19 protein-coding genes and 1 tRNA gene are annotated in these 23,570 nt (G+C 49.0%); 12 read left to right on the forward strand and 8 right to left on the reverse strand.

The features are described 5' to 3' along the window. Nucleotides 1-92 precede the first annotated feature (92 nt). The 3 genes from F7231_RS10630 to purQ all read left to right on the forward strand — a co-directional run bounded on the left by F7231_RS10630 (nt 93) and on the right by purQ (nt 2,482). A complete protein-coding gene (locus F7231_RS10630) occupies nt 93-827 on the forward strand; it encodes a 5'-nucleotidase C-terminal domain-containing protein (protein WP_166691863.1) in 735 nt (244 codons plus the stop codon). Continuing rightward, nucleotides 805-1,731 carry a bifunctional metallophosphatase/5'-nucleotidase gene (locus F7231_RS10635; protein ID WP_166691864.1) on the forward strand — a complete coding sequence of 309 codons (927 nt, stop codon included), beginning with the start codon at nt 805-807 and terminating at the stop codon, nt 1,729-1,731. Before F7231_RS10630 ends, F7231_RS10635 begins: the two co-directional genes overlap by 23 nt. A 64-nt stretch (nt 1,732-1,795) precedes the next feature. Continuing rightward, nucleotides 1,796-2,482 (forward strand): phosphoribosylformylglycinamidine synthase subunit PurQ, encoded by a 687-nt coding sequence (gene purQ, locus F7231_RS10640; protein WP_085411041.1) that lies wholly within the window; start codon nt 1,796-1,798, stop codon nt 2,480-2,482. Between the two features lie 86 nt (nt 2,483-2,568). On the opposite strand, the gene F7231_RS10645 is transcribed toward purQ, so the two are convergent. The 3 genes from F7231_RS10645 to F7231_RS10655 form a co-directional block, all read right to left on the reverse strand. Next, the gene (locus F7231_RS10645) at nt 2,569-3,825 is read right to left on the reverse strand and encodes an Hsp70 family protein (RefSeq protein WP_166691865.1); all 1,257 of its coding nucleotides are present in this window, start codon (nt 3,823-3,825) and stop codon (nt 2,569-2,571) included. Between the two features lie 140 nt (nt 3,826-3,965). Then, a complete protein-coding gene (locus F7231_RS10650) occupies nt 3,966-4,835 on the reverse strand; it encodes a methylated-DNA--[protein]-cysteine S-methyltransferase (protein WP_166691866.1) in 870 nt (289 codons plus the stop codon). 119 nt (nt 4,836-4,954) lie between these two features. Then, the gene (locus F7231_RS10655) at nt 4,955-6,280 is read right to left on the reverse strand and encodes a type IX secretion system plug protein (protein ID WP_166691867.1); all 1,326 of its coding nucleotides are present in this window, start codon (nt 6,278-6,280) and stop codon (nt 4,955-4,957) included. 158 nt (nt 6,281-6,438) lie between these two features. Between F7231_RS10655 and F7231_RS10660 the strand changes: the two genes are divergently transcribed. Next, nucleotides 6,439-7,113, forward strand: coding sequence for a DUF3667 domain-containing protein (locus F7231_RS10660; RefSeq protein WP_166691868.1), 675 nt, complete (start codon nt 6,439-6,441; stop codon nt 7,111-7,113). A gap of 21 nt (nt 7,114-7,134) precedes the next feature. Here F7231_RS10660 and F7231_RS10665 read toward each other — a convergent pair whose 3' ends face one another. Then, on the reverse strand, nt 7,135-9,072 hold the full coding sequence (locus F7231_RS10665; protein ID WP_085411046.1) for an ABC-F family ATP-binding cassette domain-containing protein: 1,938 nt from the start codon (nt 9,070-9,072) through the stop codon (nt 7,135-7,137). 166 nt (nt 9,073-9,238) lie between these two features. Between F7231_RS10665 and F7231_RS10670 the strand changes: the two genes are divergently transcribed. The 3 genes from F7231_RS10670 (at nt 9,239) to F7231_RS10680 (ending at nt 11,092) form a co-directional block, all read left to right on the forward strand. After that, nucleotides 9,239-9,311: transfer RNA gene (locus F7231_RS10670), tRNA-Thr, on the forward strand. Nucleotides 9,312-9,494: 183 nt separating this feature from the next. Next, nucleotides 9,495-10,871: a site-specific integrase gene (locus F7231_RS10675; RefSeq protein WP_310589303.1), complete on the forward strand. Its 1,377-nt coding sequence runs from the start codon at nt 9,495-9,497 to the stop codon at nt 10,869-10,871. Next, nucleotides 10,868-11,092 (forward strand): DUF4926 domain-containing protein, encoded by a 225-nt coding sequence (locus F7231_RS10680; RefSeq protein ID WP_166691869.1) that lies wholly within the window; start codon nt 10,868-10,870, stop codon nt 11,090-11,092. The genes F7231_RS10675 and F7231_RS10680 overlap by 4 nt, the downstream gene beginning before the upstream one ends. Before the next feature lie 131 nt (nt 11,093-11,223). Here F7231_RS10680 and F7231_RS10685 read toward each other — a convergent pair whose 3' ends face one another. Then, the gene (locus F7231_RS10685) at nt 11,224-11,907 is read right to left on the reverse strand and encodes a hypothetical protein (protein ID WP_166691870.1); all 684 of its coding nucleotides are present in this window, start codon (nt 11,905-11,907) and stop codon (nt 11,224-11,226) included. Between the two features lie 236 nt (nt 11,908-12,143). Here F7231_RS10685 and F7231_RS10690 point away from each other — a divergent pair, with 236 nt between their 5' ends. From F7231_RS10690 to F7231_RS10710, 5 genes are all read left to right on the forward strand, one after another. Next, the gene (locus F7231_RS10690) at nt 12,144-12,449 is read left to right on the forward strand and encodes a hypothetical protein (RefSeq protein WP_166691871.1); all 306 of its coding nucleotides are present in this window, start codon (nt 12,144-12,146) and stop codon (nt 12,447-12,449) included. Nucleotides 12,450-13,416: 967 nt separating this feature from the next. Continuing rightward, nucleotides 13,417-13,725 carry a helix-turn-helix domain-containing protein gene (locus F7231_RS10695; protein ID WP_166691872.1) on the forward strand — a complete coding sequence of 103 codons (309 nt, stop codon included), beginning with the start codon at nt 13,417-13,419 and terminating at the stop codon, nt 13,723-13,725. Next, nucleotides 13,722-14,180, forward strand: coding sequence for a VRR-NUC domain-containing protein (locus F7231_RS10700; RefSeq protein WP_229369795.1), 459 nt, complete (start codon nt 13,722-13,724; stop codon nt 14,178-14,180). The genes F7231_RS10695 and F7231_RS10700 overlap by 4 nt, the downstream gene beginning before the upstream one ends. Continuing rightward, a complete protein-coding gene (locus F7231_RS10705; protein WP_166691873.1) occupies nt 14,152-15,435 on the forward strand; it encodes an AAA family ATPase in 1,284 nt (427 codons plus the stop codon). The genes F7231_RS10700 and F7231_RS10705 overlap by 29 nt, the downstream gene beginning before the upstream one ends. A 105-nt stretch (nt 15,436-15,540) precedes the next feature. Continuing rightward, nucleotides 15,541-16,743: a DUF6371 domain-containing protein gene (locus tag F7231_RS10710; RefSeq protein WP_166691874.1), complete on the forward strand. Its 1,203-nt coding sequence runs from the start codon at nt 15,541-15,543 to the stop codon at nt 16,741-16,743. A gap of 620 nt (nt 16,744-17,363) precedes the next feature. Here F7231_RS10710 and F7231_RS10715 read toward each other — a convergent pair. The 3 genes from F7231_RS10715 to F7231_RS10725 all read right to left on the reverse strand — a co-directional run bounded on the left by F7231_RS10715 (nt 17,364) and on the right by F7231_RS10725 (nt 23,471). Then, entirely contained in the window at nt 17,364-21,188 is a 3,825-nt protein-coding gene (locus F7231_RS10715; RefSeq protein ID WP_166691875.1) for a hypothetical protein, read from the reverse strand. A gap of 302 nt (nt 21,189-21,490) precedes the next feature. Beyond that, a complete protein-coding gene (locus F7231_RS10720; protein WP_166691876.1) occupies nt 21,491-22,471 on the reverse strand; it encodes an AlbA family DNA-binding domain-containing protein in 981 nt (326 codons plus the stop codon). A gap of 43 nt (nt 22,472-22,514) precedes the next feature. Then, a complete protein-coding gene (locus F7231_RS10725; protein WP_166691877.1) occupies nt 22,515-23,471 on the reverse strand; it encodes a hypothetical protein in 957 nt (318 codons plus the stop codon). Nucleotides 23,472-23,570: the final 99 nt, after the last annotated feature.

A 23,570-nucleotide genomic window follows, 5' to 3' on the forward strand; every position in this document is an offset into this window, starting at 1 on the left:
TTGATGTTTGCGGTTTGATGTTGCGTTGCTTCTCTGCAAGTGTGGTGATGCAGCAGCGCAGCGTCAAACCACAAACATCAAACTCAACTTACATGAAAAAGCTCCTTCTTTTTACCCTCCTGCTGGCAGGCTGCCAAAGCGGCTACCATCTCACGGGGCAGAAGACCAATCGGCTTACCGTCGATAACACAGTGGCCGCCGACAGCAGTATGGCACGCTGGCTGGCCCCCTACAAGCAGAACCTCGAAAAGAGCATGAACGAGACGCTGGTGACGCTTACTGAGCGTCTCGAAAAAAAAGCGCCTGAAAGTGCGCTGGACGATCTGCTCGCCGACGCATTACTGGTTCAGGCAGGCAAACGGTATGGCAAGGCGATCGACGTCTCACACCTTAATTACGGCGGCATTCGGAACGGCTTACCGGCCGGGTCTGTCACAACGGGCAACATCTTCGAAGTAATGCCCTTCGATAATCAGTTGGTGGTGCTAACCCTCACCGGAACCCAGCTGATGCAGTTTCTGACTCATTTTGCGCTCAACGACGAAGCACTCGTTGTCAGCGGCGTGCGGGTGCACATCGCCAATAAAGCCATTACCAGCGCTACGTTGGGCAACGGGCGGGCCATTGTTCCCGGCGAGACATACACGGTTGCCATGAGCGACTACATCGCCAACGGCGGAAGCGGAGCCGACTTTTTGACATCTATTACCGCCCGCGACAACGTCAATTACCTTATCCGCGACGCCCTGATCGACTATTTTCGCACGCAGGGTAAAGCAGGTCAACCCTTAACTCCCAAAGTAGATGGACGCATCACACTCGACTAGACGCCAGTTCTTGAAGCATGTGGGCGCAGCCGCCGTTGTGGGTGCCCTGCCCCTACCCGACCTGCTTGCCAGCACCGGGCCGAAAACTACGTCGCTCACCATTCTGCACACCAACGATGTGCACAGCCGCCTCGACCCGTTTCCGATGGACGGCAGCCGCAACGCCGGACGCGGGGGCATTGCCCGCCGCATGACGCTGGTGCAGCAGATCAGGGCCCAGAACCCGAACGTGTTGCTGTTCGATGCTGGCGATATTTTTCAGGGAACGCCCTACTTCAACCTCTACAAAGGTGAGCCGGAAATTCTGGCCATGAACCGCCTCGGCTACGATGCAGGCACCATCGGCAACCACGACTTCGACGGTGGTATCGATAACATGCGCGATCAATTCGGCAAAGCCTCGTTCCCCTTTCTGATTGCCAACTACGATTTCAAAAACACGGTCATGGACGGACGTACCCAGCCGTATCGTGTCTTCAAAAAAGAGGGTGTCCGGATAGGCGTTTTCGGGCTGGGTATTCAACCCAAAGGGCTTATTCCCGACAACCTGTACAAAGAAACAACGTACCTGGACCCTATCGACGTCAGCGCGGCTACCGCTCGCAAACTTCGCACCGACGAGCATTGTGATTACGTGATCTGCCTGTCGCATCTGGGCTACAAATACGCCGACAGTACCGTTTCAGACTTGGTACTGGCGGGCAAAAGTAAAGACATCGACCTCATCATCGGGGGGCATACGCACACCTTCCTCGACGCGCCGGTGTCGGTCAATAATGCCGACGGTAAACCTATCTGGGTTAATCAGGTGGGTTTTGCCGGTATCAACCTTGGCCGTCTCGACCTCACCTTCGAAAAAGGGAAAGCTACCGTCACCAACGGGCAGGCCGTATCGGTGGGGTAATTTACAGTCTGAGAACTACCGACTTTTTCAGACTTTCCAGACTTTTTAGGCTTATTTTTGCAGTATGAAATTTGGCGTTGTTGTATTTCCCGGTTCCAACTGCGATCAGGACGCAGTTGATGCGATTGAGTTGATGGGTCAGCCAGTTGTAAAACTTTGGCATAAAGACCACGACCTGCAGGGTTGCGATATGATTATTCTGCCCGGTGGCTTCTCGTACGGCGATTACCTGCGTACGGGGGCTGTAGCCCGGTTTTCTCCGATCATGAACGAAGTTATCGCCCATGCCAATGCGGGTGGTTATTTGATGGGTATCTGCAACGGGTTCCAGATACTGGCCGAAGCAAAACTGGTACCCGGCGTGCTGCTGCAAAACAACAGCCAGCAATATGTTTGCAAAAACGTGTACCTGAAACCGCAGTCGACCGAGTCACTCCTGACGGCAAACCTCGAAGACCGGGCCTACCGGATTCCGATTGCCCACGGTGATGGCCGTTACTTCGCGGATGCCGACACGCTGGCCCGCCTGAACGACAATGGACAGGTGCTTTTCCGCTACTGCGATGAAGCAGGCAACATTACCGACGCGGCTAACCCCAATGGTAGTCTCGAAAACATTGCCGGTGTCACCAACGACCGCCGCAACGTATTCGGCATGATGCCCCACCCCGAACGCGCCGCCGACCCCGCTCTGGGCAATACCGACGGCCGCTACATCCTGGAGCAGCTGCTCACGATGGTATTGGCGTAAACGTTCTAAGTTTTAAGTCTTCTGTTGCCTTGCTAAATCACCTTGTGATTGACTGGCAGGGCAACAGAAGACAGTAAACAGAAGACTCAATTAAACTTATTCCGGCTGTCATAGGCGAGGCCCAGGCCAACGCTGGACAGCTTGTTTTCGTCGGCGATGGCCGCGTTGGGAAATAAGCGCTTAAACTCAGCCTGTACCGAATGCACTTCGGTTGACCCGCCGGTTAGAATGACCAGTTCGATGGCTTCATTGCTGACGCCCGCCTCCTGAAGGCACTGCCGGGCCGACGCCGAAATTTTCTCTACCTCTTCCTGAATCGCCGTTTCGAACAGGCTGCGGCCTACCGGAATCGCGAACCCCTCTTCGATAAAATCGAGCGAAGCATTGTGCTGTAGGGCGTCGGTGAGCGCGATTTTAGTGCCCTCTGCAGCCGCCAGCAACGTATGTCCGGTTTCGTCCTGCAGCACCTTTATCAACCGGCTGAAACGCGTTTTATCGTGCGATTGATACAACAACTGCTTCATCTGCATGATCAGTTTGGGCGTATACAGAAAGTTCACCTTGCTCCACTCGGCCAGATCGTGGTACGGTTTCAGCGGCACCTCGAGGCCTTTGTCGCCATAGGTACTTCGATACCCAATTTCGGGCATAATGGCGGCCAGGCTCAAATCTTTATCAAAATCATTACCGCCAATCCGAACGCCGGTGTTAGCCAGAATATCCGACGAACGGTCGGTTTTGTAAATGGATTTGTTCGACAGCCGGATCACCGTGAAGTCAGACGTACCGCCGCCCAGATCAGCCACGATAGCCAGCTTCTCGCCGCTGAGCCGGGCTTCGTGCGCGAAAGCGGCGGCAATGGGCTCGAACTGAAACTCGATATACTTGAAGCCAATCCGCTGCGCAATAGCGGTGAGTTCGGCCTGTGCGCGGGCATCGGCCGCCGGATCGTTATCCACAAAGTGGACAGGGCGACCCATCACTACGTGCTCAATTTCCTGACCGGCCACCAAATCGGCCTTCTCCTTGATCTGGGTTAGAAAAGCCGCAATGATCGTCGAGAAATTCATGGATGTTCCGTTAACGAGCGTACCCTGATTCATGAGCGACGTACCCAGCACCCGCTTCAAACTCCGCATGAACCGCCCCGGCTGCCGATCAAAAAACAGGTTGATGGCCATCCGGCCGTAGAATGCCTTGTTGTCGCGCTGCTGGAAAAAAATGGCACTGGGAATAGTTACAGACGCATTTTCGACCGGCACCAGCTTGATTTCCCCATTCTGATCAATGGCTATACTTGAATTTGATGTACCAAAATCGATTCCGCAGGAAAGTGTTGTCATACCGGTTAGCGCCTATAATTCATCGCGCGAAGGCCCACACCTACCGCACGACTTCAGTGGAAAAAGGCCGCAAAGGTACGTCGAAAAAAGATACCGCTCTGTCCACCAGACAACATTGCTCTACAGACAACGCTACAGCCTCAACCCAGTACACGTGCTGCTTCCCAGCCGAGCATGGCCTGTTTACGGCCGACACCCCACCGATAGCCGCCGAAGAGGCCCGTCTTTTTAATCACCCGATGGCAGGGAATCAAGTAGCCGATCGGGTTACTTCCAATGGCGGTGCCAACGGCGCGCGAAGCGGTTGGTTGCCCGATGGCTACGGCGATCTGATCGTAACTAACCAGTTGCCCTTCTGGAATGCGGAGTAGGGCCGCCCACACGTTTAACTGAAACGCCGACCCGCGCAGTAGTACGCGTAGCGGCAATTCATTTGCCTGGGTTGGCGTCCCGTTAACAGCCGGGAAAATTTGCCCGGCAAGTGATTGCAGCCTCGCCGGGTCGTGTTCCAGCGCCGCTTCGGGCCAGGCCGTAGCCACCAGTTGTTCAGGTACGTTGGGTTGGCTAGCTTCTTCGCCGGTCAGGAACTGTAACACCGCAATTTTTTCGTTAACAGCACCCAGCACATAAGGCCCAAACAGACTGTCGAAAACGCCGTACTGCACCCGCAGCCCCGCCCCTGCCTGCTTGAACTGACCGGGTGTAACGCCTTCAATGGTTACGAAAAGGTCATGTAACCGTCCTGTTCCCGACAGACCAGCCTCCTGCGCAGCAACGGCCAGCGGAACGCCGGTACGCAATTGGGTCTTGGCGTATTCGATGGTCAGGTACTGGCTGAATTTCTTGGGGCTCACCCCCGCCCAGGCCGTGAATAACCGCTGAAAATGAAAGACGCTTAGGTTGGCCGTTTCGGCGAGTTGGTCCAGTGCAGGCTGCTCCCGAAAATTGGCAGTCAGGTAATCGATAGCGCGGGCGACCTGCTCGTAGGTATACGTGTGGCTGTTGGTCATAGAAGTAGGTGTTGTACGCACAAAAATTGCCGGAATACCCACGAAAGCCAACCCGATTCTTGCGGAGTTACACCTGATTTCCTATCGGCAAAGCAACCTTATGCACCCTGCCTAAAGATCTAGCGCCGCTGCCCGAAATTAACCGTGTAATACCCAATCAGCTGGTCAGCGCGGGAAGCGGGGGGGCGGTTGTAGACAAAGATCTCGTACACGTTTTCGGTTTGCGAGAAATCGCCCTCAATCAGCGTCTCGTTCCCGTCCAGGTTAATGCCCGACCGGGTCAGGGGCGGTTTGATGCCCGTTACCGCGTAGTTGTAATTGTAGACACCCTGTTTCAGCCAAACACGCCCCTGGTAGCCACCAATGGTGGGGTCATAGGTCAGACGATTTCGGTTATTAAGCGCCCAGAAATTGAAGGCTCCGTTGGCGTATACTTCCGCGTTGGGCAGTTCGTCGACTAGCAGCGTGAACACCGTTTCAATATAATCGGCACCGGTGGCTCCGTCGCCTGTTTCACGGTGGTCGATGACGTACAGGCCGTTGAAATCATCGAATTGGGTGTAGGCAAACCCACTGCGAGGCCGGTCGGTTTGCACGAAAACGGTGGTCCGGTCGGCTTTACGGTCTACCCGCTCCACGTAGTTCCCCCGCGACAGCACCGTTCGCGTGTCGAAAAAGCGGTATTCGTTTCCGCCGGGGAAGGTGTTGCGCAAGTCGATAGCATTGTATTCCAGCACCTGATCGAACGAGCGGACATTAGAGGGGCGCAGGCCGGTAACCATTCGGTCATCGCGGTAATTTTGCCGGATAACGACCTTAAAATCGTCCTGCGGTGAGGTCACCTGACTCTGATACGCCCGGTAACCAATGGTCAGGTCGACCTGCTGATCGTTGAACTGCCGGCTTACATCCGTCGAAAAACGCACCGCCGCACTAACGCTCAGCAGATTGGCGTACACCCGAAACCGACGGGTGAACAGTATCTCGTTCCGATTGCGCTCATTGTACACCACCAGCACGTAGTTGCCCGGTAGCTTCAGCCGAGGAACCGTGTATTTGTAATGGAAGTAAGGCACTTTTGTACCTACCGACACCTGATAATCCGTAACCGGATTGTCGTTGTACTCGTAGGTGAACTCTACGTCGTTCAGCACCGAACGTACCCAATTGCTATTGCAGTGAACGATCTTGGCCCGGAAATTACGGTAGTTAGCCGTCAGATCGTCGAACTCCAGTTGTAGCGGCGATTGAGCTTGGTCGTCGATTTTCACCAGCGGGATATTCAGCGTTTGCGCCGAGTTACCCACTGTACTTCCCACCTGCGGGTACAGCAGCACCGTCGCAATTTTGGGGTCAATAATCGAGTCTGTAGTTTGGGCAGCTGCCTGACTGACGCAAAAATTTATTATTATTAGAATTGCCAAGCAGGCATGTAGCTTTCTCATCTCTCAAACGGGTTACCTATTGCGCACTTATGCACCTTTCTACCTCCACCTGCCCAAACTGCGAAACAGCCTTACAAGCCGATTTTCGTTATTGCCCAGGCTGTAGTCAGACGACGCATTTGCATCGGTTTTCAATCGGTCACATTGCCCACGAAGCCGTGCACACCGTCCTACACGTTGATACAACAATCGTTGGGCTGGCTCGTGAACTGGCTGTGCGTCCGGGCGTGGCGGCCTACGAGTACATTGTGCTGGGCAAACGCAAAAAGTACTTCAGCCCATTTGTCTTTTTACTGCTTGTACTTGGCCTTGAGCTGTTTGTGTACTCAACAATTAAACCCTTCACGAAGAACTCGCCCCCCTCATCGACCACCCAGCCAGCTGGTAACGTGAGCCGTGGGACACAGAGAGAGTTGAGGCTTACTCAGGTCGAGATGATGCAGTTCGTGGAACGCAACAGCAAGCAGGCTTCCGTACTGGCAATTCCCCTGCTTGCCTTAGCAGGTTGGTTAGCGTTCCGCAGACGGGGAGTCAACTATGCCGAACACGTGGTGATCAATGTATTTATCATGTGTATTACATCTTCATGGTCTATTCTGCTGATTCTCTTAACCGATTACCTGCGCCCCCCATGGATAGTAATCTCAGCTATGAGTTTCTGTGTGTCAGTTACGTACATAGCCGTTTGTTATCATCAGTTTTTCCGGAGAAGCCAACCTATATCTTGGCTTCGGGCAATTAGCGTGGCCGTTTTAAGCTACTCAGGACTTTTCGTAATACAATTTATCGTAATGCTCGTGTACTTACTTACAAAACTGTTTCAGGGTGCATAAGCCTCCTGTTGCAATGATTGCTCATTTCAACAGGCTTTCCAGTTCCTCAGCATCCATCATCACGGATTCCCACTGTTGCTGAAGCGCATTAAGATCTTTGGTCAGACGCTGGTATTCGGCCTGTCGGGTTTGTAACGCCCCGTTGGTACCGTATGTTGCCGGGTCGGCCAGTTCGGCTTCGAGTTTCTTCTTCTGGGCTTCCAGTGCGCTGATCTTGGCTTCGGTTTCTTCGGCTTGCTGATTGGCTTTTTTTAGTGCGTTTTGCCATTCCTTCCGCTGGTAATCGTTGGGCTTAGCGGCGGGGGTAGCAGGCTTAGGCGGGGCAACGGGCGCCTTAGGCGCATCCAGTTCACCATTTGCTTTCCGCTCATTCATCCACCATTCGTACTCATCGTACGTACCTGGATATTGCTTGATCTGCTCATCTTCGATGTACCAGATTTTGTTGGCAATCTGCGACACAAAGAAGCGATCGTGGGATACCACCACATACGTACCTTCATACTGGTCGAGCGCCTGAATCAGGATGTTCACCGACTGCATGTCGAGGTGGTTGGTCGGTTCATCAAGCAGTAGGAAGTTAGCCTGCGACAGCAGTACCTTGGCCAGTGCTACCCGTGATTTTTCTCCACCCGATAGTACCTTGATCTTCTTGAATACCTCATCGCCCGAGAACAGGAAGCAGCCCAGTACGCCCCGCAATTCGCCTTCGCTCTTATAAGGATTGGCCGACTTCAGCTCTTCCAGCATATTGTCTTCTACGTTCAATGACTCCAGTTGGTGCTGAGCGTAAAAGCTAAACGACACGTTGTGCCCCAGTTGCCGACGCCCGTCATTAACCGGCTCAGAACCGGAAATAATACGCAGCAGCGTAGATTTACCTCGTCCGTTGGCACCAATCAGCGCTACCTTATCACCCCGTTCGAGGCGGATATCGGCATGGGTCAGAATCTTTTTAGGGCCGTAGGCCTTCGAAATATCCTCAAGGTGCAGAATATGCCGTCCCGGCTGGGTGGTAAACTGAAACTTGAAGTTCACCCGCGCCGACTCGTCAATCACGGCGTCGACCGTTTCCATCCGGGCCAGTTGCTTCACGCGGCTTTGGGCCTGTTTGGCTTTCGAGGCCGTCGCCTTAAACCGCTCGATAAAGCGCTCAGTCTGCCGAATCTTGGCTTGCTGGTTTTCGTACGTCCCCTTTTGAATCTCATTCCGCAGGGCCTTTTCTTCCAGGTAGAACGAGTAGTTACCGGGGTAATAATTCAGTTTCCCGTTCGACACTTCCACCGTCACATCAATCACGTTATCCAGGAATTCCCGGTCGTGCGACACGACGATCACGGCCCCTTCGTAGTTCTGAATGTACTTCTCTACCCACTGAATCGACGGTAAGTCAAGGTGGTTGGTTGGCTCATCGAGCATCAGCAATGAAGGCTTCTGCAACAGCAGCTTCGCCAGCATCACGCGCATACGCCAGCCACCCGAGAACGTCCGCAGCGGACGTTGTAACTCTTCAGTACTGAAACCAAGCCCTTCCATGATCTCTTCGGCCCGTGATTGAACCGAGTAGCCGTCGAGGGCTTCAAACTCTTCCTGCGCCTTACCCAGCTTATCGACCAAATCATCGGTGTAGTTGGTCTCCATTTCATGAAGCAACTCATCAATTTTTTTCTGGAGGGCGTTCTGCCGGTCAAAGGCCTGCATGGCTACGGCCAGGATAGAATCATCGGTCTGGTACGAGAGCAGATCCTGGTTCAGGAAACCAATTGTTACGTCGCCGGCCTTCGAGATGGTACCGCCATCGGGCTGATACTCACCGTCGATAATGCGAAGCAGCGTAGACTTACCTGTACCATTCAGACCGATGAGGCCAATCTTCTGGGCAGGCTTTATATGCAGTGATGCGTTATCATAAAGCGCACGGCTGCCAAGGAAATACGATAGGTTCGTAATGGAAATCATACCGCAAATTTACCAAATTCACAGCACGATACTTGCGCATAATTTTACGAAAAAGCTATATTTGCAGCCGCAATTGCACGTATACGTGATCAATTACCCCTAATATGAGCTGCCTAGGCTAGACGAAGCAGTCATTAGTTGATCATTGATACCTGTTCATTGAGTTGCCTCCTTAGCTCAGTTGGTAGAGCAACGCATTCGTAATGCGTAGGTCGTAGGTTCGAGTCCCATAGGAGGCTCTAAAATAGTATAAAGGCTAATCCGTTTCAGAGCACTTTCGCTCATTATGAACGAGTTAGCCTTTTTTCTTTACCATTCCTTATTGGGAAACATACAGTTCCGTCAACTAAAACCGTCAACTAATCCATCAACTGTATTCGCTAGGTCTGTATATTTGGATAAGAGGAAACTCAGTTCAGACCGTGAAGACACCCCAGTTGGCAGACGTCAAGTTCCTGCTCAAAGACCCACGCGCCAGTGGGCCGACCTTGATAAGCCTGTTTTATCGCTACGACAACCAGCGATTTGTTTATTCGACTGGTCAATCCGTGGAGCCCTATCAATGGGATGCCGAACGGCAACGGGCTCACAACAATCAACGCAATAAGACAGATCGAGCCGCTCACGAGACTATCAATGCTCACCTCGACCGTCACCGCTCGGCGCTCATTCGGGTCATAACCCGTTTGCATCTGGCCGGCATGCGACTGGGTAATGCCACGATCAAAGAGCACCTCGATCAAGAACTCGATAAGGTTAGGACCAAGCCAGTCGAGGCCGTGCCTGCTCAGGAAACGTTCTCCGATTACATTGTACGGTTTGTTAAGGAAGCGGAGGCCGGGAAACGGCTAACCCATAAAAGTTTGCAGTACGCTGGCTACACCCTGGCCGGCTACATGAAGTTGTACCGGGTGCTGCTCAAGTACACTGCCGAGACAGGCCGACCCACCGACTATGCAGACATCACCCTCGACTTTTACCACCAGTTCAAGCTATGGCTCACTGGCCGAAAGCTGACGTTGAACTACGTAGGTACGTTGCTGAAAGACCTGAAGGTGATGCTGAAGCAGTCTCACGCCGACGGGATGCACAACAGCATGGCCTATCAGCACAAGGACTTTAAAAAGCTGGTTGAGGACGTCGACAATATCTATCTGACCGATGCCGAACTAACGGCACTCTACAACCTCAACCTGTCTACCAACCCGCGCCTGGACCGGGTGCGTGATCTGTTTCTGATCGGCGCCTACACCGGCCTGCGATTCTCCGATTTTTCCCAGCTACGGCCGGAAAACATCACTCACGAAGGGCGAATCTTTACGCGTAAGACCATCAAAACATTTGAGAAGGTGTCCATACCCCTCAATCCGAAAGTACTGGCCATACTGACGAAATACGACGGCGTACCACCCCGCACGATTTCCAACCAGAAACTCAATACGTACCTAAAAGAATTGTGCAAGCTGGCCGATCACCTAACGGAGGGTGTCGAGCTGGGGCGGACGAAAGGAGGCGTTCGACAGGTGCGGTATGTACCTAAATGGGATCTGGTGACCAGCCACACTGCCCGTCGATCATTTGCTACGAATGCGTACCTGGCTGGCGTCAATCCCGTCATGATCATGAAGGTGACTGGCCACCGATCGGAAGCGGTATTCCTTCGCTACATCAAAGTCTCGTCGGAACAGAACGCCTTGCTCCTGCTCCAGCATCCGCACTTCAGCGGGGTTGTCAACGTACCTGCACAAACAGCATCCACGGAAGAGGTAGCCAATGATCAGCAACACCCACGATTATGATTCAGGAACTCGATTTGGTTGCTCTACGAATTGACCGTCCGGTAGTTGGTTTGAGGCGGGGGAACGTAGGTACAGTCGTTCACATCTACGACGAGGGAAGGATCTACGAAGTGGAATTCCTCAACGCTAAAGGCGACACAGTAGCAGTAGAAACCTTGATAGCCGACGAGGTGAGGTCTGTCGATCTAGACCGGGTGATGTTCCACTACAGCGATTTATAAACATTCCTAAACCATTGCCGATAGTGATAGTATCAATTAAGCTCCGTAGCAACCTTGTTAATTTAAAGATGCTGAAGAGGTAGCAAAAGATGTTTGTGTAAGATCATCTTACACTCAAGTCCGCAACGTAACTAATCAATCAGAGTCATAGTGCGCTGCTCATTTTTCAGTAATGGCACTTTTAACTTAAAGCCCTCAAAGTCATTCATATGCTTAAAGGTATTCTCAACAAGCGTATAGACCTGAGCTTTGTCCATAGTGGGTTGCTTCATTAGGGATTCTTCTACGTAAGTAATGGCCTTTTTTATGACAGGTGAATCGATGATTAATTCTTTGGTACGTTTCCATAATTCATTCAAGCCATCAAAACACTTCTCATCTCGATAAACATCAAGATAATCCACAATATCGCCTATCACATATAAGCACTTTTTAAAATCAGACTCTAACTCATTAAAATCACCCATCCCTTGGTTCACTTCTTGCAGAAAGTCTGCGTCTGCTTTATCCTCGCTCGTCAAGCCGAAAGCTATCTCAGATGCATAGCCAGACATCAAGCCTAATATATGCCACACTCTACGTCTTGGTGAAATAGAGTTATTTAACACTTCTAGATTACGATTTGACCTAGTATAACCTTCGCTACTGGAGCTGGGAATGATAGAGATTCCAACTGGCCTCATATCGAAAAGCCCTTCGCCCCAATAATAATCCTCACATGGTATGATAAAAAATATTACATGAGCCGCTTCATGAACAGCGGTCACTTTCAATGAATCTCTATCCATCTCATTCTTATGTTGCTTCTTACTCATACTTAAAAATAAATCAACGTGGTTCAGAGAGCGGCTGAAACTACTTTGAACTTTTCACTTTACGTTGAACTTGTAGGTTATCTTTCAGAAATCAAAATCAGTTACTACATTAAAGTGCAAACTTTATGGGCCGTACTCTTCAATGTGTAAGGCCTTTCTTCCCATAGAGGCAATTGTCGCTTTTTATCTTCCGGCTACCAGCTGGCACTTTTTATACTGTTTAGAGTTGCAAGAACATGAGCACTGGTATTTTACCTAACATTTTAGACAAATTCGAGGAGTATGTGACGCCTCTTGGTGAGTACATCTTTCCTCCTTACTACTCACCACGTCCAGTATGGCAAGCTGGCTTAGAAGACCGTGAAGAAAAGTGGATGCTGGATACGGCTAAAGAATTAGCGAAGTTTGGCCACGCCCACGGTATAGTTAGTTTACCCGATCCAATCCTTTTAAATAACAAGAGCCTCCGAAAAATCACTATCGATGATCATGAGGCCTTCTTAACCGCAGTAAAACTTTATCGGCAAAGTACGTCAGCGTAGAATTGTTGATCGTGCTTGTGTGTAACATTACGACATAGTGACAGTGTAACATCACTCTTAACCCTTTCTATTTCATAAGCTTCACCAGCAATTCAATCTATTCAAACGACAGTAATCTTGTCCATCGGCTAATTGGTAAATGGAAGACGATATCGGTTATGACAACCCTCCCCGTGCAACCCAGTTTCAGCCGGGTCGATCAGGTTACCCGGCGGGCCGTAAGCCAGGCTCCATGAACCGCACGACGGTGGTTCGGCAGGTACTGTATATAGCCGTTAGCTTGCCCTTTCGCACTTGTCTAGGCTCCACCAGATGCTCCCAGAGTTAACGGCCGACGACCCTGGCGCTGTTGATGCGGGCTATGACTGGTGACATCAATACGTACAGGACGTTTATGGATTACGCTTATAGTGCACCGAAGCGGATCATCGACAGCAATGACACACTTCAGATTATTTGGCTCGAGTCCAAGACGTACGGACCCGAGGAGCTATCAGTTAGATAAAAGCGGCAAAAAGATTCGTCCCCGGCTCACCTTTACGGCCAACATACGGTGAATTTGTAGTACTACTTCTCGCCTTCCCCCCCGTTCCACCTTGTCTATCCAATTCGCGCTTTAACGGGACACTATCGGAATACATTAGAAGAGTTGCTAGCCTTTGGTTTATCTCCCACAGGTGCAGTTATATTGATTTAGGCGTCATTCTATCGACGAAAAACTCATAGTTGAATTTTAATTTAATTATTACAATTAATCATATGACTATATAAATAAATAGTAAATTATAGACCAATCTTTAACGAATGAAATATCCCCATTAGCTTTCGTTAAATTCTTAAATCTGGTTTTAGTACAACTCTCGCGAATGGAAAGCTTTCGTAGGCTTTCGCATTTGCACTATTCCAATAGTGATACTTATTAAATAATTTATATATTCTTTTGTGCTGCACCTGATTGAAAATAGTCATGTACAGTACAACGACACAAATCCACCTTACTCCCGACCAGTTGACAGAATTGGTACGGATCGCCGTCCGCTCTGAATTAGCGGACTACACACCTCCTTCACTTGCAGTAGAACTGCCCGATTATCTAAGTCGAAAACAGGCAGCACAGACACTACAGGTTCCTCTTACAACGCTGAATGAATGGGCAAAAGATACAGCTGACCGTTCTGCTGTATTGGTTCCGCAAAAAGTAGGATCACGGGTACGATACAAACGCGAAGATGTCCTAAATGCGATCAAAGAGAGCCGCCGTTTTAAACGTTCATGAGAAAGGCAACACCTATGAACGGATTGCACCAGTTGTCGATGCTAGCCGATACTGTAAAACAGAAGAAGTACCCCAACTTCCCTGCGCATGCCCTAATCAAAGCCAGATACCGAGATAAGACGGCCAACGATCTAACAACGGCCATTGTGGATTGGCTGAAACTTCAAGGCGAAGGAAACGGATTCGGCACTAGGCTACAGTCAACGGGTACGTTCCGGGAAGACCTTGGCAAGTTCGTCCCTTCAAGGCAACGCCGGGGTATGCCTGACGTGTTCGGCATAGTCGATGGGATTGCCTACTTCGTAGAGGTAAAAGTGGGCAACGACAAGCTGTCGGCCGACCAACTTGAGACCATTGACAAACTTAAACAGGCCGGGGCCCGGGTCTTCGTTGCGGAAAACTTTCAAGCTTTTTTCGAATGGTGGAATGAACAAACTGCCGTTTCATTCACCTGACCTCTTCTACCATCAACCGCAGGGCCGAGGCTACTGGCACCGCTCCCTGCTTCCTTCAATGACAGAGATACGAGATCCTAACCACTCGTTAACACTCGACGGTATCGGCAAGCACATCGCTGAAGTTGCTCAACAATCAAGACAGCCGGTTCACGGTACCTCAGAAAAGACTAAACGTGACGCAACACCCGCTGCGATAAGCCAGATCGTGGCGACGCTAAAGGTTGAACCGACCGAGCAGTTGATTGAACCGCCCAAAGTATTATCCATCGAATCTGCTGATCGAGTTGGAACGATAGGAACGGCCGGAAATTTCAGTCTTATTATCGGGGCGGCCAAATCTCGTAAATCATTTATGACAGCAGCACTAATTGCCTCATACCTCAACCCGCGACACCCTGTATTGAACTGCATCCAGGCCAATCCGATACCTAATCAACAAGCTGTACTTTATTTCGACACTGAACAGAGTCGCCACCATGTCTTACGATCTGTCAAACGAATGTGTATGCTGTCAGATATTGAGCGGCCACAGGGGCTGCACAGCTATGCGCTCCGGTCACTAGACACAACGAAACGACTCGAGGCCATCGAGTACTTGATTGAGCACACTCCGAATGTCGGCCTGGTAGTGATCGATGGAATTAGAGACCTAGTATTTGATATCAATAGCGCGGAGGAGGCTACTAACATCAGTACGCGACTTCTGCGTTGGACTGAGCAGCGTAACATTCATTTGCTGACAGTGCTGCATACCAACAAAGGCAACCTTGAGGCTCGCGGTCATCTTGGCTCTGAACTGATCAACAAATCCGAAACGGTGATGCGGGTTATCAAAGATCAACACGATAAGTCTATCTCAATTGTCACTCCTGAACAGTGCCGGGATATGGACTTTGAGCCATTTGCTTTCACCATTAATGAACAGGGATTACCAAAGGCCGTAGATGCGCCAGTATCGGATAATGACCACTCCCGCAGAAACCAGAAGAGAGACTCAGAGAAGCTGACTAGAGATGAAGAAGAGGTCATCCTGCGACGGGCTTTTGAGAAAGACACGTACCTGGGCTATGCCGAGTTAAAAACTAATGTTATCGAAGCTGCTCAGTATTTCGGAAAGAAGCTAGCGCAATCTAAACACGGTGCCGAGATGGTCATTAGCCGTAGAACGAAGGACATTCTCAGAAAGGAAAAGGTCGGAGGAAAAGGATACCCAAAGTACTTTCTGCAATTAGATAAAGGCTATCCCATATAACTGTCCCGTCCGCCTATTATATATAGGCGGACCGGGACACTTGGGACACTATATACTGTACTGTCCCGGAAGAGTGTCCCGGAACACTTGGGACACTTACTAACTATGTCAACCACTGCTCTCCGCTATCAACTCCCCAAGCGTGCCGTTAAAGGCCATTGTCCACAGTGTGGACCGCACCACCAGCGAACGTTAAGCCGTTACCTCGATACTCGTACCGGCGATTTACTTCCCGCTGATTACGGCCGTTGCGATCGGGAGAATAACTGCACTTATCATCTTAGCCCATACCACAAAGGACCGTCGGGCATGAGTTACGCCGATCTGGTCTTTGAGCAATTCAAGATCGACAACACATTTCATAGACGTAAGCCTGTGGGTAGTTTCGCCCGCCCGACGGCCCTGCAAGCATCGACCACTATTATCCGTGCTGCAGAGGTTGCAGTAACACCTAAGACCATCTACACCATACCAGAAAATGTCTTCAAGCGGTCACTAGGACATTACAACAAAAACCAGTTCGCCACATTGCTACGGAATCACTTCGGCAACGATCAGGCCGCTGCTCTACTCAGCCGCTTTTGTATCGGTACGTCGTCTTACTGGCCAGATGCTACGATCTTTTGGCTGGTCGATACAGACGGGCGCGCCCTAAGTGGTCAGCTCGTGCTGTTTGCCGAGGATTGGCACCGCGCCAAGTACACAGACCAAAAAGGCAATTTAAGGGCGTGCATTAGTTCGGTCAGCCACGGTTTGTTACGTCATTACCGTATCCAGGGGGAAGACGTACCTGACTGGTTAAGCGAGTATCACGAGCACGCTCCACGTTGGCCGGTTCCTTTTGGGTTGCACCAACTACGCGACGCTCCCGCTGATCAGCCAGTGGCTATCGTTGAGGCATGCAAAACGGCCGTTATCTGCGCTGGCTATTTTCCTCAATTCGTCTGGTTGGCCATTGGAGCTAAATCGTATCCTAACGCTGAGCGACTGTCGATGCTCAGGAACCGTCCTATTGTATTGTACCCTGACCTCAACGCCTACACAGACTGGAGCAAACGAGCGGAGGCCATGAATGCCGAGGGATTTCGAATCAATGTATCCGATTACCTCGAACGTTATGCCAACGACCAGCAAAAACAACAGGGTCTCGACCTGGCTGACTTTTTACTTGCTGCGCCGGTGGTCGATCAGTCTACTCAACCCCTGACGCCTTCCAACGAGCCACTAATCGTGAAGACGCTAACTGACTGGTCTGCCAACCCTGGCAGTATCCTTCAACCATGTACTAATCAACTAACGTACTTGTAACCACATTTTTTACTTTAATTCATTCTACTGATCCAGTCGTTATCCTCCCCACCAGTTGATCTAAAGTTTCATTGCGTCAGATAATAGACATCGAAACTAATCCATTGGTGTCTTTGCCTTGGTCTCCGATCCGATGTCCAGCCTAATTAATCACACTCGCGGATTGACGTTGTATCAGGCCTTTTCTGCTCTAAATATACCGGCTACAATACCTCTTGACTTGTGACACTTCGTATCGCGCGTTTTTGTGCAGAAATGGGGGAAAAAAGGGAAATAATCGGATAAGCCATTCTCAAGGCTTGCTTATGAGTTAAGTCTGGCTTGTGTGTCACACACATAAGAGTAAGACCATCGATGATCATTAAAACGGGAATGGTCCGTTTCAAGCAATAGCAGCAGTGAACGGAGTCTTGCAGCACCGACTGCCACGTTGTACTACTACATAATTTTAAGATGCTGCCAACCGTGTTTGAAAAAATCTAGGAGTAGAGTTCAGAGTTAATCTATTGAACCCTCAATTATTCAACAGACACTTTCATGGGCATCATGTTCACTCTGTGTAATATCCTCGGCCTTGAGTAGTCTTTTCGCTTTTTAATAGCCTACTCAAGGCTAACATCTTAGTCTAGGGGAAAGCCTTCCGATGACCAGTCATCCTCGAACTGAATTCGTTGGCGACATATATCAGCCTGCCGCCTAGCCCACACTTGTACATTTGGTAATGAATGCATCTTAAGTTGCTCGTACAAAATCAATCGTGTTTCGAATATTGGTGCAGCAGATCCGTTTACACTGAAGCTATTCATAGAGGCCGCAACCTCAGCTAGAATCGACTCATCAGTCCCAAAGGTATCCAGCATTAAGCGCGTGAAGGGATGCCATTCAGCCTTATCTGTTTTTGCAGTTGGAAGCATTCGGACAAAACGTAGCTGAACCCTATGATCCTGTTGTTTGTACCAGTCAATCAATGTGTTTGGATCACCTAATTCAAACAACAAACCTTCCCGATCAGAGAACATGTCAGATTTGGCACCCAAAATATCAGACAGCATGTAAGCCAACTCATCTCTCTGTAAGGCATCGCCCACAATAGGCCAGATCGTTGAGAAAAATTTAGTCAGTAGCGCCCTGAATGGTTGATAAGCATTAGACGTAGCTTCGCTCGGCAAATCTTCTGGCTGACTCATGAGGTATTGAAGCAACTGGTTCGTGCAGGTTATGGCTACCGATGTCTCTCCGGTTTCTTCGATGAGCCGGGACAACTCGTTTGCCCAGCGGTTTTGCGTAGCACTATCTCCCTGAGCTTGCATTAGCTCCTCATTCAGCACGAGCTGCCTAATGACAGGTTTAAAATATTCATTTAAGGCTTCGTGTGCAGTGTTATCGTTTGCCCCGCTGTAAATAAAATTCCATGCTAACTCTAAAGCAACCCAGCACCCTTCGGGCCCCAAACTGGCAATTGATCGAATTAATGTCTGAATTTGTTCGCGTGACGCTCCTCTCATTAACTGACTATATTGAAGTTGACGTAAAGCAGCTACAGGTTGTTTTTCATCTTTAACTAAAGAGAGTAAGCTGTCGAGGTATGTATGATTAGTTGTGCTGGCTGCCACTATCCTGAACGCCAAATAATTCAGCGCATCGTCCGCTATTATATGGTTCAAGAAACCATCGGTAACCTTTTCACCAGCCCCCTCTAAAAAGCCAACAATGGGACTCAAGTCTTCACCCTTTATTTTCAGCTTAAGGTGATCAAGCCAAAAATCAGTAAACCACTGCCGATCGTCGCTAGACAGTTGAACCGCTAACTCACGGGCAAATGGAATTGAATAAAACGGATGATCGGCCGTAAGTAAGTTTCGAGCTGTTTGTTCCCATAAGTCACGTTGGTGAACTACTTCGGGCACCAATGCCTCAGATCGAGCCTTTAAGCCCGCTTCACCCATGTCTCGGTAGTCTGTTGGATCTGCATACGAATACACGTAGTAATCCAGTTTGTCCTTCAAAGTGGTAGGTTCTGTTTTGGCCAAACTAAGTTGTAACAGGCTCCGTTCATCCGTCTGTAAGAAGCGATTTTGCAAGGCCGATTTTAGAGCAGGACGAACCTTCTTGAATGAGACTTTACCAGCGTCTATCAAGTTATCGACGATTGGCAAAACGAGCCTAGCTACCCCGAACTCAGTTAAACCCCTAAGTGCTCCAACTAAAATATCGACTGCTTCTGTAGTATTTGAGCTTGTAGACAAAGCGTAGGGGCTTATCAAATCAATAATCTGATGCCAATAAGATTCTACGGCACTAGCCGTAGGTTTGTGTTCGCGCCAGTCATTTAGCTGTTCATCCGAGCTAACTATTCGAGAGAAGCCTTGCCAAGCTAAAGCTGCTCGGGCTGCCTTTAATATAAGAGCATCGTGGCCTTCGTCATGCTGAGCTATCCCTTGCCGTAATAAATTAATTCGAGCGTTAAAGTCGACTTCAGTTCCGGAGAGGTGAATTGTAAATAATTGTAAAAACTGACCTGTGGCATTATTTGCGATAGGCTCATTCTCAGCAATAGCCAAGCGCATCAAAAGCTGTGCTGCCGTAGTGAACGTAGCTTCGTATCGGCAAAGTTTTTCCAGAGTCCATACCAAATTGCGGCGGCCGTCATGGGATTCACGAAGTAATTGTAAGGGAGCTACTAATAGCAGACGAGCCAAGCAATCAACAACGACGCGGGGGGAAATATCAGCCATCACACGAAGCAATGACGACCCATAAGGTTCCAGCACACGTTCAGGCGTTGTAAAGTAGCCGCTTACGCTGCATAAATGGCGAACGATTTCTTGAACAGTTGGACTACCCTTCAAGTGTTTAAATTGATCAAGAAAATTGGTACGAAGGGCGGGTATCTCAGCCAACCCGTTAAGTATTTCGATAGCATCAGTAGTATTTCTCGACTGCCACCACTGCTCAGCCAGACGCAGGGCCAAATGCTGTGGTTGAACCAGAATATTGCGACCAACTACATGTATAATTTTCTTCTGTCGATATATCTCGACAAACTGCTTAAGCTTTTGCCACCGTTGCTCCTTGTTGCCTGAGAAAGGAATCAATATATCGTTATTAGCAATCCATCGTAACTCTCTTTCCTCATCGCGCAGATATCCAACCTCCGTAAACAGGCATAGGGCTTGTAACACGGAGCGGTCGTCTGGCTGCTGAGACGCTCCTATAATTTGATCAACCCAGTCAGCAGATGTTAGCTTCGGTAGAAAGTACGGATTTAATTCGTCTTGCTGAGTTAATAAAATGGCTGATGCTGGAAACGCTCCCATAAAATCGACGGCCCGATCAAGGGCATAATCGTTCTCTTTTGTAAACTTCTGACGCAAGATTGCACGACACACTGATTTTGCGGCTGCTTCTGTCATCTCAATAACCTGTGTCAGATGGTCTATAGGAAGCCAGCTCTCAGCAGTAGGCGCGATTGAGATCAGTGAGGACTGATAGCCTTCTCGCTTGACTACTTGACTGAGACGCGAATGCAGTTTCGTTGTGGCGTTGTCGATTACAAAAATGAATCGCTCGACCTTAGACGTCAGTCTATGAAGCAAATCATACAGACGATGTGTGTCTTCTTCCTCTTGCGCATCATAGTAAAGCACTGCTGGTGTTATTGGTAGGCGTGTTTCATCAGCCGAAGCATGGCGAAGTGCCTCAAAGACCAGACGAGTTTTACCCGAACCTGCCGAGCCCACCACTCGTATAATAGAATTTGGAGCCAGATTTGTTTTTACTATATCAAGCAGCGAACTGAAAGGCTCATGGGTAATGAAATGGACAGTAGTATTTGACGGAATGTAAGTTGCCCAGTCCGAAAATATTTTGAATGGTTCGAAACGTTTCTTGCGCAGCATTTCATGCTGACCAACAATCGACATAATCGCTCCGCTTAAATCATTTGCTAACCGCTTTGTAACCGTTTCAATATCTGACTCGGCATTGCATTCATACATAATTGGATTGCGGTCCTGAGCGATATCAAATGGGAATGGAAACCTTGGCGTTGGCGTGCCATAAGATGTATTCATCACCTTAATGATTCGTTCATCTCCAATTAAGGCCTTAGCCTGGCCTAATTCGATAACTACATTGTTATTGAGCCCTGCTTTTTTACGAGATTTAACCCTTTCCGTTTTATAGGTTTTATAGGTATTGACAAATGTGAGGTCGGCTAAAAAAATTTGGCACTCTTCTATTTTAGCCTCGATTACGTCAAGAATATTACGCGATCCAGGTTGATTAGGCGCATCGGCACGGTCTGGTGCTAAATCAACTAGCAAATTTGTACTATACCTTCTCTTTATAATGTCAATTGCTTTATCCAGAGCCCTGATCACCAAACGTTTGTTGTATTCGGGATCGGTGTCTAATTGCCATGAAAAAAAGATCTTATAATTCATGAGATAGCATTCCTTTTCAGCAGGTATTTATTAGTGAGGATTGAGTTTTCAGATAGAAAAAGGCTATTGATCACTACCCTTTCTCCTAAGTATGTCAATTGAATTACCACTTTCCCTGTACCTGGTATAATCACTGTCGCGCCTCAACGAGTACGCTCGACAGTGATTATACCAGGTACGTTGCTCAGCTCAGTTTTATCAACATCTACTTGGCAGCTAGGCCGCTTGCTTCTCCAGAGTGTTGTGGTGGAACCGCCCGACTAAGAAAGGTCGTAGCAACCATGGCCGCTGTCAGCGGTTTACTAAGTCAGCTCTTCCCCTTCAGCTAATTCACGAACGTCGACAATTACCTCATTTACCATTCTGCCAGGTAAGAAAGCAACCCTATATTTTTTGATCAACTGAATTGCCTTAGAACGAAGTCCGCCCGCCACCAGCTTAATCGTGAATGGAATAATTCGTCTGCCTCTGTAATTATCCCTGTCGATGCAGTAAGTGACATCAAATGTCATCTCAACCCCCTGTGAAAGCACGCCAACTTCATGGCGCTTTATGAACTGGTTAGCCCTGGTCGCAGATTTGCCTTCGGTAACAAAAAATTCCCCATCCAGACTGGTCAGCGTAACAAACGCTTTATCTTCATTAATTTCTTCTACCAGGTTTTCCACCCTAACACCGAACTCGATCATGGCAAATCGACTGTCATCAACCAATTTAGTCGATTCTGAGTCGACGGATAAGGTGGCCTTCAAAACAGGCTTCTTCTCCTCTCTGAACAGGGCTCTGATCAGGTAATGCGGAGCTGCTTTTGATTGGCCATCGAAACGAGTCCAATAGCGATCTTCGAACTGATGAGGCTTGATAGAGCTTTCAGGTACGTCAATCAAATACACGTACTGGTCTTGGCTTACCTCAACATCTTTAAATCGAATACCAGACGGGATATCCTCGATCCGAGTAATCAATTTACTAATGAAGCTATCCTTGTTATAGTATTTGGTTACTGGAGACAGTTTCCCAACGAATACTTTATCGCCTCGGTCGTTTTTGGTGCCTTCAGGAGCCCCCCAGATTAGCAGACCTCCCTCCGAATTAAGAAAAGCACAAACGGTTCGAATGACACCTTTTTCTTTCAATTTAAGGTCGCTCTCATGTTGGGCAAACGACTTAAATTCTAAGTTAATCCCTTCAGGACGTTCCTCGGCAAAGAACGCAGTGACGTCATCAGCAGTAACGTCGTCAATGGCCTTGCCAAAGTATAACTGAGTAAATGATTGGACCATTAGTAGAGAGCAGGTATGCCGATTTGACACTTAATTGTTCTGATTACTGCTGAGCGGCTGTATTCTCCTTAAAGTTTTCCCATGTCTCGACTTCTTTTAGAAACTGGGCTAAGCTTGGTAACGTACCTGTGGCAAACGACTCGTGCCAAAAGTATTGTTTGGAGCCCATCATACCCCCCGGTAATTTTTTTCGGAAGTACGTTTCAGTCTCGTTGCTGAGTAAGAACACCTGTAGTGGAATTAATTGAGACTGCTCAGGTCTGAGTTGCTTGACCAGGGATACGGCTCTTTCAGCAACCTGCTGATGGGTTAGCTCTGCTCGGTTGATCCATTTTATCTCGGTTACCTGTTGATTGGTTCCAACAACTACGACTGCGTCGATTTCGAAAAGCCGCCTCACTTCCTTTCGGGAATAAGCACCCAGTAAACGCGCCCGTTTATGCGTATAGGCACCACCACTATTCGGACAGATATAAGCTCCTGCGTCTATTTCTGCCATCGTGTTACTACAGTTGACTACGTCAAGCAGGTATTCCCAGACAGGCAGTAAGTTTTCTGAATCTAAGTAGGCGCGAAACTCTGTGAGTAGGCCCACCAAATAGTCGGTAATACATACCTCTTCAAAAGCACTCAGTAGTTGTGCATACGTAATTGACAGAAGATGCACATCATCTTTTGCCGCCTGATCAACCTCTGATTTAAACCTGCTAAGTGGCTCTGTTTCTGCATTGCTTAATAGGAACAGGATCAGTGTACCTCTGTACTGTTTAATCCCCTTCAAATGGCGAATAATCTGCTCTGAGTGAAACCAGTCATGCTTTTTCGTTTCAAAAGCAATCGTGAAGGCTGCCTGGGAAATAACCAAGTCAGGAACGCTGTCCAGGTCCTTACGTTGCTGCTCAAATACGGGTCCTACAACGATATTGCCTTTACCAGATGTCAACTTATCGAGCAGGATACTGAACAAGCGCGGACTCTGTTCGTAGACGAGCTTCATCATTAGTCCGCAGTAGTTAGTCACCCGGTTCTCGGATTGACTATAAGTCGTAAACAGAGATATTGGTCTTCCCACAACGATAGTATATAATGGAGTTTGTTA

Source organism: Fibrivirga algicola (assembly GCF_011742925.1).
Taxonomy (GTDB): Bacteria; Bacteroidota; Bacteroidia; order Cytophagales; family Spirosomataceae; genus Fibrella; species Fibrella algicola.